At 49.9% G+C, this 13,019-nt stretch carries 10 protein-coding genes; 1 reads left to right on the top strand and 9 read right to left on the bottom strand.

Annotation, left to right across the window (positions count from 1 at the left end):
• Positions 1–127 precede the first annotated feature (127 nt).
• Both L6442_RS03820 and L6442_RS03815 read right to left on the bottom strand, forming a co-directional pair.
• Positions 128–439, bottom strand: a complete 312-nt coding sequence (locus L6442_RS03820; protein WP_194233572.1) for an ArsR/SmtB family transcription factor — start codon at positions 437–439, stop codon at positions 128–130.
• A gap of 115 nt (positions 440–554) precedes the next feature.
• A complete protein-coding gene (locus L6442_RS03815; protein ID WP_194233573.1) occupies positions 555–1,031 on the bottom strand; it encodes a MarR family winged helix-turn-helix transcriptional regulator in 477 nt (158 codons plus the stop codon).
• A 188-nt stretch (positions 1,032–1,219) separates the two neighbouring features.
• Between L6442_RS03815 and L6442_RS03810 the strand changes: the two genes are divergently transcribed.
• Positions 1,220–2,512, top strand: a complete 1,293-nt coding sequence (locus L6442_RS03810; protein WP_212980280.1) for a serpin family protein — start codon at positions 1,220–1,222, stop codon at positions 2,510–2,512.
• 146 nt (positions 2,513–2,658) lie between these two features.
• On the opposite strand, the gene L6442_RS03805 is transcribed toward L6442_RS03810, so the two are convergent.
• From L6442_RS03805 to L6442_RS32795, 7 genes are all read right to left on the bottom strand, one after another.
• Positions 2,659–4,602, bottom strand: a complete 1,944-nt coding sequence (locus tag L6442_RS03805) for an ATP-dependent DNA helicase (RefSeq protein WP_212980281.1) — start codon at positions 4,600–4,602, stop codon at positions 2,659–2,661.
• 1,141 nt (positions 4,603–5,743) lie between these two features.
• Positions 5,744–6,898: an AI-2E family transporter gene (locus tag L6442_RS03800; RefSeq protein ID WP_212980282.1), complete on the bottom strand. Its 1,155-nt coding sequence runs from the start codon at positions 6,896–6,898 to the stop codon at positions 5,744–5,746.
• 3 nt (positions 6,899–6,901) lie between these two features.
• Positions 6,902–8,212: a hemolysin family protein gene (locus L6442_RS03795; RefSeq protein ID WP_237100202.1), complete on the bottom strand. Its 1,311-nt coding sequence runs from the start codon at positions 8,210–8,212 to the stop codon at positions 6,902–6,904.
• 315 nt (positions 8,213–8,527) lie between these two features.
• Positions 8,528–10,027, bottom strand: coding sequence for an MDR family MFS transporter (locus L6442_RS03790; protein WP_212980283.1), 1,500 nt, complete (start codon positions 10,025–10,027; stop codon positions 8,528–8,530).
• Positions 10,028–10,072: 45 nt separating this feature from the next.
• The gene (locus L6442_RS03785; RefSeq protein ID WP_212980284.1) at positions 10,073–10,699 is read right to left on the bottom strand and encodes a TetR/AcrR family transcriptional regulator; all 627 of its coding nucleotides are present in this window, start codon (positions 10,697–10,699) and stop codon (positions 10,073–10,075) included.
• 124 nt (positions 10,700–10,823) lie between these two features.
• Positions 10,824–12,458, bottom strand: coding sequence for a methionine--tRNA ligase (metG, locus tag L6442_RS03780; RefSeq protein WP_212980285.1), 1,635 nt, complete (start codon positions 12,456–12,458; stop codon positions 10,824–10,826).
• A 33-nt stretch (positions 12,459–12,491) separates the two neighbouring features.
• Positions 12,492–12,614 (bottom strand): hypothetical protein, encoded by a 123-nt coding sequence (locus tag L6442_RS32795; RefSeq protein WP_272880320.1) that lies wholly within the window; start codon positions 12,612–12,614, stop codon positions 12,492–12,494.
• Between the last annotated feature and the right edge of the window lie 405 nt (positions 12,615–13,019).

Here is a 13,019-nt window from a genome sequence, read left to right as displayed (position 1 = left end):
GCAAAAAAAACCCACAAAGTGACGCATGGCCTTCGAAGCTTATTCCGATTACTTTGTGGGGACCCCCAAAAAAACTTATAAATTCTATACTGCCAAAAAAAAGGAGTTTCCTCCTTTTTCCTCACACCTACAACTCATCTCGAATGTAGTCTGCAAAAGCCTGTATCGTCTTTTCGTTCCGGCGGTAAAAAGTCCACTTGCCGAACCTTTCCGCTTCAAGCAAGCCAGCCTTCTGCATCATAAGCAAATAGCTGGAAACAACGGATTGCGCAAGCCCCGCTTTTTCCTGAATATCGCTTACGCAAGCGCCGATCTTGAGCGTCAGTCCTTGCTGAAGATAAGGCGTTTCATCAAAATGCTCATCCGGATGCTTAAGCCAAAACAAAATTTGGCGGCGCGTCTCGTTGGATAAAGCTTTTAAAATCAAAGACGGTTCCATGCGTTATCCGATCCTTTTGCAAAGTTAGAGTATTCACAAGAAAAACATCTAAAGACATATTACCATGACAAACGGACTTTATGTGAAACATAAATACTGGGATTCCAGATTATAGTCACCAGGTTGGGCGCAGCTTTTGCGGTAAATCCCCTTCATTGATGCTCTCAATGATCATCTTCAAATCAGAGCGCATCATATTCAGACGTTCAGGGCCCACAATCTCGCCCCAACGACGTTCGATCTTCGAGTAAATGCTTTCTTTAGCCTTAATAGCCGCTTGTCCCTTCTCCGTAAGCACAACCAGCTTGCCTCTTCCGTCCGAAGGATGGGGTTTTCTTGCGACGTATCCCCGTTCCTCCAGGTAATCCAGCATCTGGCTTACTGCCTGCTTGGAAATGCCCAAAAGCTCAACCAACGTCTTGGCTGTGGCCCCGTCCGGAATCAAGCCCTGGAATAAAAAACCGTGCATAGGCCGGATATCTCCGAATCCAAGCTCGTTCAGCCGCTGATGAAGCTCCTGATTGAGGGCGCTGAAGGCTACCGAAAACAATGATGCCAAATCCTCTTGATGTCGACGGGGTGTCTTAGGCATAAGTTGTACAACTCCTTGATATCAATAAAAGTTAAAAATTGGTCAGTTTAGTTGACTTCTATGCTCATTATACCGCTCAGCTTCTAGCATAATCAAATCCGGTTTTACTTTTCGCAGTGCAACATCCTATTATATGGAAGCGTCTATGAATATCATGTGACAAATTGTCAAAGGGGGGCGTTTATAGGATGTTCTTTAATCCAAAAAAAGGTTGCGCGCTTATGCTGCTGGCTGTATCAACCGTGGTTTCGGCCTGTTCCGGTCCGATGAATCCTACTGCAATTGCCAAATCCAATTCACCCGCAATAGAAAAAGATGTACCGGTTCTTTCGCTTGGGGAAAGACAGCAGGCTGCAAGCAAACTCAATCCAGCCTTCATCCAGGCGCAAAACCGGTTCGGACTTACGCTTCATCAAAAACTCGCGCCAGCGGCCGGTCAAGGCCAAAACCTGATTCTTTCGCCTTACAGTATTTTTACCGCTTTGGCATTAGCCTATAACGGTGCGGACGGACAAACCGCCAAAGAAATGGCGCAAACGCTCGGAGTGCAGCAGCTTCGCAAGGACCAGATCAGCGCCGCTTTCCATACGCTGCAAACACTGCTTGAGGATGCCGGATCGGGCGTTCGCCTCAATACCGCCAACTCCGTTTGGTACCAGCGCGGCGGCAGCATGAAAGACAGTTTCGTGGGCACGGCGCGTAAAAGCTACGGAGCCGAAATCCGGGATGCGGATTTCCAAAATAAGAAAACACTAAACGAAATCAACGACTGGGTCAGCAAGCACACAAACGGCAAAATCCCTTCGATTCTTGACCAGCTGCCCGCTCCCGAAACGCTGGCCGTCCTGCTGAATGCCGTCTATTTTAAGGGCTCTTGGCAAAAACCTTTTGACCCGAAAGATACGCGGGAAGGATCCTTCACGCTGGCGAACCAAACGGTTAAAAAGGTTCCGATGATGGCACAAAGCGGCATGTTCGAATACAAGAACACATCCGAGGCTCAGGCCATCCGCCTTCCTTATGGCGACGGGCGGCTGGACATGATGATTATTATGCCCGCTGAGGGGCGTACACTCGCTGATTTGATGAATAAAATCCGGAAGGATCCCTCTCCATGGCAGGGGAATTTCCCCAATGCCTCCGGCGAAATCCGCCTGCCCCGTTTCAAAGCAGAGTATTCCGGACAGCTTAAGGACCCCTTGGCCCAAATGGGAATGAAACAAGCTTTTGATCCGGCAGCCGCCGATTTTACCGCCATGTCCGACATCAAGCCGCTGTTCATTTCATCCGTACTTCACAAGACGGTAGTTGACGTGAATGAACAGGGTACGGAAGCCGCGGCCGTTACCGCCATCGGCTTGGCGACAGCTTCTGCGCCGCTAGATAGATTCCGGATGGATGTAGACCATCCCTTCTTCTTCTGTATTGAGGACCGCCAAACCGGATTGTGGATTTTTATGGGGACGATTGAGAATCCGTAAAGAAATTGAAAAGCTCCGGCCGCGGCCTGAAAAGTCAGACCGGGATGCCGGAGCTTGCCTTGTTATATTGAATTCATTTAATTCTCCAATAATATTGAGCGGGTTGGCCGCTACGGTTGCGGTTCTTTATAGTTACTGAGCAATTATTAATCCTGCAGCCGCACACCTTCCGGCAGCACAGCCAGCACCCGCTCTCTAACCACCGGATCGGTACGCAGTTCTTCGCCCAAAAGGACGGCAACCCCGTTGTCATCCCGGGAACGAATCAACCGGCCAATCCCCTGTCTGAGACGCAGCAGCATATACGGCAGATCCACTTCGGCAAACGGGTCCGCAGCAGTTTTACGCTTGGCGATAAAGACCGGATCATGCGGCGGAAACGGCAGCGACCAGATGATGACGTTCGAAAGAGACGGGCCGGGCACATCCAATCCCTCCCACAGGCTGACTGCGCACAGCACGCTTTCTTCCTCGCTCTGGAAAGCTGAAATCAGATGGCTGATTTCCCCGTCACCTTCAAAATATAACCGCATACCGGCTAGAACCGGCTCTGCCGCGGCGTGCTGCTTGAACAAACGCAGCTCCTCCCGGGTGCGGAACAGAATAAGGGCTCTGCCTCCGGTTGCCTGCAGCGCCCGCGCGGCTTCCTTCATCTTGCCGGCAAAACCATCCGCCAAAGGCCACTGCGGCGCCAAAACCTTCATCTGCTGTTCATAGTCATATGGAGAGGCAACCGAAAAGGACAGGAAGTTGCCGATGCCGAGACTGTCCGCCACATAACGGAACGAGCCATCCACCGACAAGGTCGCCGACGAAAACACAATCGGCATATTCAGGCCAAATACATGCGTCTCCAGCACTTCCTTCACGCTTTTCGGCATGATCGAAAGCACAAGTCCTTCCGGGCTATCCGTCACCCAGCAGATCAAAGCCTCCGAACGCTCAAACAGCATCAAAGCCTTCTGCATCATCTCCAAATGCTCTTCAACGATGCGGAGCTGATAATCATCCAGCGTATACAGTTCGCTTTCGAATACCAGCCCTTCCTCAATAGCAGTAAGCAGCTCGCGGAACCGGTGCACCTCCTGCAGGAGCTCCGGATGCAGTATGATTTCCTTGCGGTCCGAACCCGGAATCAAACGGCTGAAGTGCCCGAAAGCGGCAAACATCGCTTCGCTCTGCACGATTGCGTTATCGATAAGCACGGCAAGCGACTCGCGGATTTCATTTTGCAGCAGCCGCGTAATCAGTTCCTCAAAGACAACATGCTTCATCTTGTATCCAAGCGCCTTCATTGCGGCTGACTCGAGCAAATGCCCCTCGTCAAAAACGACGGAGGAATGCTCCGGAAGCAAGGGCAGCTGCCCCTCCCGCTTACGGCCGTCATACGTCCAGACATGCTCCAAATAATAATCATGCGAGCAAATAATCAAATCGGTGGAGCGTCGGTAATGATCGCGTGACAAGGTCTGCCCGCAGCGGTGGCGCCGGTCGCAGGTAAAGCAGTCCTGGAAGGAATCCCAGCTGATCCGCTGCCACTCCTCGTCGCTGAGCTGCGGGTAATCCCGCCGGTCGCCATAGGCATGGAAGGCTTGCATCGGCGCATGGGAATAGACGAAATCCGGCAGGCTTGCCGCAATGTCTTCCCACAGCATCTCCTCATCGCCTTGCACCCGCGCTTCGTCCAGCTTTCTAAGGCAAAGATATTGATCCGGCGATTTGCCTAGCCGGGCATCGATCCTCAAATCCAGATGCCGGGCCAGCTTCGCAATATCGCCTTCCGGCTTAACGAGCTGTTCGATCAGCGACTCGTCCGCACATGCGATCACAGCCGGTTTGCGGGTATAACGCGCATAACAAACGGCATATAAAAGATATGCCAGTGTTTTTCCCGTGCCTACGCCTGCCTCGGCAAATATCGTTTTTTTCTCGGCAAAAGCCTTTTCCAACTGAAACGCCATATATATCTGCTCATCCCGGACCTCAAAGCCCGCCTCAGGCAGCAATTCATAAAATACATCCGCCACCCATTCACCCGCTTGCTGAATAAAAGGCCGCGCAGGATTATACGAAAAAGGGTACCGTTCCACGTTCAAATAACCTCCAGCATTCACTTAAAAGTCAGGATTCTTCAACTGTTCGCAAAGACGAACAACCCATTATCACACGGCTCATGCGGAATTACAACTGTATTTGCGAATAAATCTAATCAGGACTCGGCAAACCCGAGGATTTCGGTGCGGTGGATGTCAAAAGCAAAGTCGCTCTCATCTCCCGTAATCCCGCAAAATCCCCCCTGCAAAGTGAGGCACTGCAAGAGCCACGTTTTTGCAGTAGTTAAAAAGCCCCTTTGAGGGTCAAGCCTGAGAACCCCTGCGGGTAGACTTTCAGTGTGCTTTACAGGCGCTTGCCAGTGCCATGCCCTTATAGGGTTGATGGAAGCACCGGCTAAGCCGGTGGGTATGACTTACAGCAACTGTATTCGGTTTGCAGTGCTCGTTTGTAAGAGGAACTTTTTCATACTTAAGGATTTTGCAAAAATCCAAGGAGCGACTTTCAATCAGCAATATATAGCGAAAACGGTTTAGTTCGTCTATATATTGCACCCGGGAGCGGTTGGAATCGAATTTTGCAAAATCCTGACTTAATTAAAAATATAGTGCGTAAGAAAAACGTCAATCGACGTACTCTCATAGAAGACAGACCGCGTTTAGCGGTAATTTTTCTTGCAATATAAGGATGTGAGATCTCCGAAGTTTATACTTTCTTATATCTTCAGAACAACTCGCTATCCTCGAGTGTTGAAGCCGAAGTGCAATTGTTGCGATTGTGCATCCTTTTCAAGCGTTTTGTGGTTGGGAGGCAGAATTGTTGCGATTGCGCATCCTTTTCAGGCGTTTTGTGGTGTGGGAGGCAGAATTGTTGCGATTGTGCATCCTTTTCAGGCGTTTTGTGGTGTGGGAGGCAGAATTGTTGCGATTGTGCATCCTTTCGACCATGAATGACCTAATTGCACTCATAAAAAGGAAAAAGCTTGCACTTTCGCAAGCTTTTTACCTAAAACAAACTGCTGTATCGTAAATAGATGCACTTTTGCATCAATTTCCAAAGCGTAGCCTTCGTTTCGATCCTTATGCCAAATACTTTGCGGGGTCCCCAGCTAATAAATTCATATAATCGCAAAAACAAAAAAGACTGCGGGCTTTCCCGCAGTCGCAATCTTCCGGCTTCTTATGCCTCCGGGTTAACCGGCTCGTTTTCATATAAACGCGAACGCACTCTAAACCATTGATAGACATGAGATACAACGACTTTCAGCACCGCATATCCCGGAACCGCCAGCAAAATGCCGACGATGCCAAACAGGTTGCCGCTCGTCAAGATCACGAAAATAATTGTAATCGGATGAATCTTCAGCGTCTTACCCATGACCTGCGGCGATATGAACTTTCCTTCGATCAGCTGCACAACCGTCCATACGATGATCATTTTGAGCAGCATGAACGGCGAAGTCACCGCAGCCACGATTAAGGCTGGAGTAATCGCAATCGCCGGGCCCAAATAAGGAACTACGCTGGTAAAGGCTGCAATGACCGCCAATATCAGCGAATATTTCAGGCCGATGATCAAATATCCGATGAACAACAGCGCCCCGATACAGAAGCTGACAATAATCTGCCCGCGGATGTATGAGCTGATCTGGTGATTCATTTCCTTCATGACCCGGTCGGTTTCAGGGCGCAGCTTCGTAGGTACAAAGCCCAAAATAAAGCCCGGAAGCTTCTTGCCGTCCTTCAGCAAATAAAACAAGATAAACGGAACGGTAACAACCGAAAGCACCACTTCAATCAAGCTTCCGACGAAACCGCCGATGCCAATCCATGTTTTATTGAGAAAACTCGTTGCACGCTGGGAGATTGTTTTGATCAATTCCTGCGGGTCAAAGTTGATGGATTCCTGGACTTGGTTGAAGATATTGCTTCCCATTAAATGCTCAAACTGTTCCCGAATCATCTCGCCATATGCCGGGAAGTTGCTGACGAGGTCCATAATTTGCTCCCGTATAACCGGAATGACAAGCGTCAGCAGCACTGCAACGATGCCGATGATCAACATATACAGCATTAAAATAGAGTAGACCCGCTTTACCTTATGTTTTTCCAGAAAATTCACGATCGGATTCAGGAGATAATACACGATTCCAGTGAGGATGATTGGCAATACGACGGTTTTTAACAGCACATTAATCGGATGAAAGATAAACGAAACTTTGCTGAGCACCATAATATTTAGACCAATCAAGAGCAAAATCAGCAGAAACAATACAAACCGGTTGTTCAGGAACAACCGTTTGAAGCGGGCCGCCCAGTTCTCGGTGTTGTCCATCTTTTATTCCTCGCTTTGTTTATTCTTGATAATCTCCAGCTTACAGAACCGATTATGATCCCGCTCCAGCAAAATGAACGTTACATCCTCGTGCACGAAGGATTCCTTCTCCTCCATCTCGTTATTATGGCTGTAAAGCCACCCCCCGATCGTATCCCATTCTTTCGCATCCAGATCCAAATGGAAGTAATCGTTAATTTCCGAAATAGAGACCATGCCGTCGACGATCAGATGATTTTCCGCCAGCTCCGTTATTTCTTCCTCTTCATCACTGTCGAATTCGTCGCGGATCTCGCCCACGATTTCTTCAATGATATCTTCAATCGTCACGATGCCCGCTGTACCGCCATATTCATCGATCAGCAAGGCCATGTGGGTGCCCTCCCGCTGCATCCGCTGCAGCAGTACATTGACCGGAGTGACTTCCGAAACCGCCATCACCGGATGGATCAGCGTCGCCACATCAACGTTAGGATCATCTTCATAGGCCAGGAAGAACTGTTTGGTATTAATGATACCGATCACATTGTCCTTACTGCCGTCGATCAGCGGAAACCGGGTATACTGCTGCTCTTTGATAACTTCCAGGTTTTCGCTCCGCGGCTTGTTTTTATCAAGGCAGATCATGTCGGTACGCGGAACCATAATCTCTTTGGCCAGCATATTGTCAAACGCAAAGATTCGGCTGACATACCCGAATTCATTGTCGTTGATTTTTCCACTTTCATAACTTTCGCTTAAAATAATCTGCAGCTCTTCTTCGGAATGGGCTTCCTCATGCTCCGAGGCCGGTTTGATGCCGAACAAACGGACCAATTGGTTAGCCGAACCGTTAAGCAGCCAGATAAAAGGATACATGATTTTATTAAACCAGATAATCGGCGGCGAGAACCAAAGCGCAATGGTTTCCGCCTTGCGGATTGCGACGGTTTTCGGCGCAAGTTCGCCAATGACCACATGCAGGTACGTAATGACGGTAAACGCAATGAGCAGGGACAGGAAAGAGCTAAGCCCTGCGGGAACATGCCATTTATCAAACAGCGGGTGAAGAATTTTCTCCACCGTCGGCTCCCCAAGGAAACCCAGAACCAGCGATGTAATCGTAATGCCGAGCTGGCAGGCCGACAAATAGCCGTCCAGATCCCCAAGCACCTTCTTCACGGCATTAGCACCCTTGCGTCCTTCGGCAATAAGCTGGTCCACCCGGCTGGCACGGACACGGATGACGGCAAATTCCACCGCCACAAAAAAAGCCGACAATCCAATCATTAAAGCTACCAAAACCAAATTTAAAACATACCTGTCACTTTCCACTGATGCATCTTCTCCTTATAAAAATGATTCGGATAAATCCGTTTAACATCCTTATACGATGCTTAAGAGACTAAGGTTTCACGACTTCGAAAAATTTTTGCAGTAGAATTTACCACCATCTCTTAGAATCTCATCTTTGGGAATGATTATAACAGAACACAAAAAATCACAGTGGGGTTACCGATGAATTTGTCGGAGAAATCCAGCGTTTAATCGATATATGCTATATTGGCAAAAGAGCCCAGAAAACCTGCTCCGTAAAGCGGTCTTCCGGGCTCTTCATTTTCGACAAATCCCTCTAGACGTTACGCTGGTTTAATGGCCGATCATCAACGACGGATCCGGCTTGCCTTCCTCTCCCTGCTCCGATTCTACAACCATTTCCTTCGGTTTCCGCAAAATCAGGCAAAGCGCAACACCTGCGACGGCCAGCCAGGCTGACAGCAAAAAGACGTCGTCGAATCCGAGTACCGAAACCTCAAGCGGGTTGCCGCCTTTACCGACTTCAAGCGCATGATGGTTGATGCGGCTGGTCATGTATCCGGTCATGCCGGCAACGGCAAAGGACACGACGACCTGCTGCAATGCCGATGTGAGCGGCGTGACGCGGTTGACCCACTGGCGGGGCGCCGCATTCAGCACATGCGTATTCAACGGCATCATCGACAGACCCATGCCAAAACCCATGGCGCCCAGCAGCGGCATGATCATGTACAGCGACGTATCCGCATGAATTCCGCTCAGGAAAAACAAGGATGCGGCAATGATTACGAGGCCGACAAAGGAAACCGGGCGGGCGCCGTACTTGTCAAAAAATCTGCCCCCGATCGGCATGGCAATGGCAGAGCACAACGCCTGCGGAAGCAGGATCAGACCGGTTTCCAGCGGAGTGAACTGACGGATGTTCTGAAGATACAAAGGAACGAAAAGCATGCACCCAAACAAGGAAGCCTGCATGATCCATGTCAGGATGATCCCGCGCGTAAAGTCCGAAGAACGGAACACGCGCAGCTCCAGCAGCGGATTTTTATGGATAAGCTCCACGATTATAAATAATATCAGCGCAGCTCCACCGATGAGGATGCCGAGCTCGGCTCCTTTGGAGGTCCAGGAAACGCTGCCGCCCTCATTGACGCCGTAAGCCAGCATCGAGAAAGCAATCGGCGCCAAAATGATGCCCAGCAGATCAAGCTGCTTGGCCGCATTCCGGTCCGCTTTTGGCAAATAAGCGATGCCCAGGATGACGGCAATTACGCCGATCGGCACGTTAATCAGGAAAATCCAGCGCCAGTTGGCGTATTCAACCAACCATCCGGAAAGTACCGGTCCAAGAGCCGGCGCAAGCAGCATCGGAACCCCAAGCATGCCCATGATGGCGCCCCGGCGCTCCGGCGGTGCCAGTTTGAACACCATCGCCATCCCGATCGGTGCCACCATGCCTCCACCGAGCCCCTGAATAACGCGGTAAATAATAAGCTGAGTCGAATCTTGGGCAATAGAGCATAAAGCCGATCCGAGAACGAAAAAAATTACTGTAGTAACGAAAACCTGCTTCGCTCCAAAACGGTCCGTCATCCAACCCGCCAGCGGGATCACCGCCGACAGGGCAAGTGTGTAACCGGTGATCGCCCACTGGATCGTTTTCAGGTCCGTGTGAAAAAAGTCAACCAGCTTCGGAACCGCAACGTTCACGACAGTCCCATCCAAAATAACCATAATCATGCCGACGATAATTGCTAGAAGAGGCGGAAGGATCGCTTTGAGCGAAAACGGCGCCTCTTCTGTGGCGGTATGCCCCGCCAATGGTTTAGTCATAGATTTCTCCACTCTTTTCTATAGTTTATCGATTTTTAATATCTTTTAATTCTGGCTGTATTTGTGAAAATAGAGGCTGAAAAGCATTTCGACTTGATGCTTGAGGTCAGGCAGATGCACTTGTGCGGGTTCTTCTCCGCCAAGGCTTAAATAAGAGTTCATGATGACCGGATAGAAAACCGCGCCATAGAGCTGGGCAAGCATGCCGCTTAATACTGTTTCGTCCGTCTCATTCGTGATTTCTCTTAGCGTGCCAAGCAGCTTCTCCGTCCTCATCACTTTGCTAAAGCGGACATATTCATGCTGGGAGCACAGAATCAGGCGGCTCTGGTCCATCATTTCTTTGGCAAGACCCGGATATTGCTGTAGGTGCTGCTGATACCGGTAAAAAAACTGCTTCAGCCGTTCGATCGGCGTAAGCGACTCATCTTCAAGCAAAGCAAATGCATCGTCGAAGGTACCCACGATCATGCCGATGGCCTTGGCGATCAGCTTTTCCTTGGATCCGAAATGATAATTTACGAGCGCCAAATTCGTTTCCGCCTTATCTGCAATTCTGCGCAGCGTCGCACAAGCGAAGCCTTCCTCCCGGATCAACTCGATGGTCGCGTTTAATATTTCCATTTTTGTGTCCGTTCCTGTTGTGTTTACCGAGCTGTCATCCTTAATCAAGGCCGATTCCGTCCCCCTTTCAAAAAATATTTAAAATTTTAAACATTGTTTAATACATCGTTTAATTTAATCGCCCAGAGTTGTGTTGTCAAGATATTTTATGAATAGCAACCGAGGGCGATTTTTAAATTTTCCCGAGCCGCTGCATCTCCTCTTCAATCCGGGCGGGATCAATCCTTTCAAAAAGCAGCTCCAAGCGTTCAATCTTACGGCCCGCCGGAACAGTTACAAACCGCCATGATGGTTCCGGCAATGACAAAAAGCCTTTGAGCTTTCGGCAGGAAAACGGGATAAACGGCTCCAAAAGATTGCTGAGATTCGCCATGATCTGTACGCAGTTATACAAAGTCGATCCGCATGCTGCTTGATCCTCCCTGATTTGCTGCCAAGGTTTCTCCGCATCAAAATATTTGTTGCCCTGGCGCACCAAAGAGAAGACGCCCTCCAGGGCTTCCTTGAAACGACCAGCTTCAATGCGGCTCCCCGTGCTCATATACAGCGCTGATATCGTTTCTTTCCATTCGCCCGGGAGTTCCCCTTCCGGAACCCGCCCGGCAAATGATTTATTGATAAACGCAAGCGTCCGCTGCACAAAGTTCCCAAAAGCGCCAAGCAGTTCGCCATTATGGCTGTATATGAATTCTCTCCAGGAAAAATCGGCATCCCGGTTCTCCGGTCCGCTTCCAATCAAAAAGTAACGGATCGAATCGGGCTCATATCTGGCAAGCAAATCAGGGACCCATACGGCCCAATTGCGGCTGGTCGAAAATTTCCTGCCCTCCAGCGTCATGTATTCGCAAGAAATAATATGATCCGGCAGATGCAGCCCACCTGTCCCAAGGAGAATGGCCGGCCAAATCAACGTATGAAATGGGATGTTATCCTTTCCATGCACATAATACGATGTAAGGTCGCCTTGACCTTCAAGCCAAAAAGGCTCCCAACCTTCCCCCGCTTGCTTCGCCCACAGCTTGCTGGCGGAGAAGTACCCGCAGACGGCTTCGATCCAGACATAGATCTTTTTCTCCGTAAATCCCGGCAGCGGAACATCCACGCCCCAATCCAAATCCCTCGTTGCCGCACGGTCTTGAAGGCCTTCACTCAAATACCGGCGGGTCATCTGCACCGCATTGTCACGCCAGCCTTTCGCCTGCTGCGCATATTGGGATAAAACCTCCTGAAACCGCGACAACGCGAAGTAGTAGTGCTCCGTCGGACGTTCCGTAGGCGGTGTGCCGCACAGCTTACATGTGCGTTCCTTTAAGTCTTGGGGTTCGAGCAGCGTGGAGCAGTGATCGCATTGATCCCCCCGCGCACGCGCGCCGCAAACCGGGCAGATTCCTTCCACATACCGATCGGGTAAAAACCGACGGTCTACCTCGCAATAAGTTTGCTTCGCACTCTTCCGATATAAATACCCGTTCTTCAAAAGCTTCACAAACAACTCCTGTACAGTCTCTTGATGAGCTTCCTGGTCTGTGCGGGTATACAAGTCATAGCTAAAACCCAACTGTTCAAAACAGGCCTTAAATTCCTGATGATATCGTCCAGCAAATTCCGCAGGCGAAATCCCTTCCTGGGCAGCCTGAACGGCTACCGGAGTCCCATGGCAGTCGCTGCCGGACACATACAAAACATTGTCGCCCTTGGACCGGAAATAGCGGGCCAATACATCCCCTGGCAGCAAACTCGCAAGTCTTCCCAAGTGAAGCGAACCGTTGGCGTAAGGCCACGCCCCGCCAATAAAAATATGTGCCATGTTCGTTCCTCCTTTCTTGGCTCAATACTGAAATTAGTTTTTGACATCATTCGAGGTGGCCGCTACGGTCGCGGATCGTTCTTCCGATCGCTGCTGCTTCTTCAGATTGATTCCGTCCCCTCCGCTACTTTCGCTTTTTTGACAAGCACTAATCATGATGAGCTCCTTTTTTCGCATCATGCTTTCTTCTAAATCAATTTGTCACCAACAGCCGCTTTCGTGTCTGCAGATCTTTCACTACGAATTTGGTCCAAGACGCAAAAAAGCTCCCGTCCCAAAGGGACGAGAGCGTAAAACTCACGTGTTACCACCCAAATTCATCAATGCCTCACGGCACTCACCTCATCAGGTACGCCGCGGCCAAACCGGCGGCGGTTATACCTTAGCACGTTAACGGGTGCGGGTTTCCGGCGCAGCCTACATCCGGCAGGGATTCGGTGCGCAGCTCCAAGACCATGTTCCCGGGGTTGTTCCTTGCTCCTTTTCAGCTGCCGGAGCTCTCTGTTTAAGAGGTTGTTCAAAAAGTCCGCTTTTGATAAGAAAACCAATCGAGGCCAATTC

This window comes from Paenibacillus azoreducens (assembly GCF_021654775.1).
GTDB lineage: Bacteria > Bacillota > Bacilli > Paenibacillales > Paenibacillaceae > Paenibacillus_AQ > Paenibacillus_AQ azoreducens.
The sequence above is the reverse complement of the archived record's forward strand: the minus strand, read 5'-3'. Positions and strand labels throughout refer to the sequence as shown.

Coding starts and splice junctions, on each gene's coding strand:
- L6442_RS32795 (WP_272880320.1), bottom strand. CDS start 12,614: ATGATTAGTGCTTGTCAAAAAAGCGAAAGTAGCGGAGGGGACGGAATC.
- L6442_RS03820 (WP_194233572.1), bottom strand. CDS start 439: ATGGAACCGTCTTTGATTTTAAAAGCTTTATCCAACGAGACGCGCCGC.
- L6442_RS03800 (WP_212980282.1), bottom strand. CDS start 6,898: ATGGACAACACCGAGAACTGGGCGGCCCGCTTCAAACGGTTGTTCCTG.
- metG (WP_212980285.1), bottom strand. CDS start 12,458: ATGGCACATATTTTTATTGGCGGGGCGTGGCCTTACGCCAACGGTTCG.
- L6442_RS03810 (WP_212980280.1), top strand. CDS start 1,220: ATGTTCTTTAATCCAAAAAAAGGTTGCGCGCTTATGCTGCTGGCTGTA.
- L6442_RS03815 (WP_194233573.1), bottom strand. CDS start 1,031: ATGCCTAAGACACCCCGTCGACATCAAGAGGATTTGGCATCATTGTTT.
- L6442_RS03790 (WP_212980283.1), bottom strand. CDS start 10,027: ATGACTAAACCATTGGCGGGGCATACCGCCACAGAAGAGGCGCCGTTT.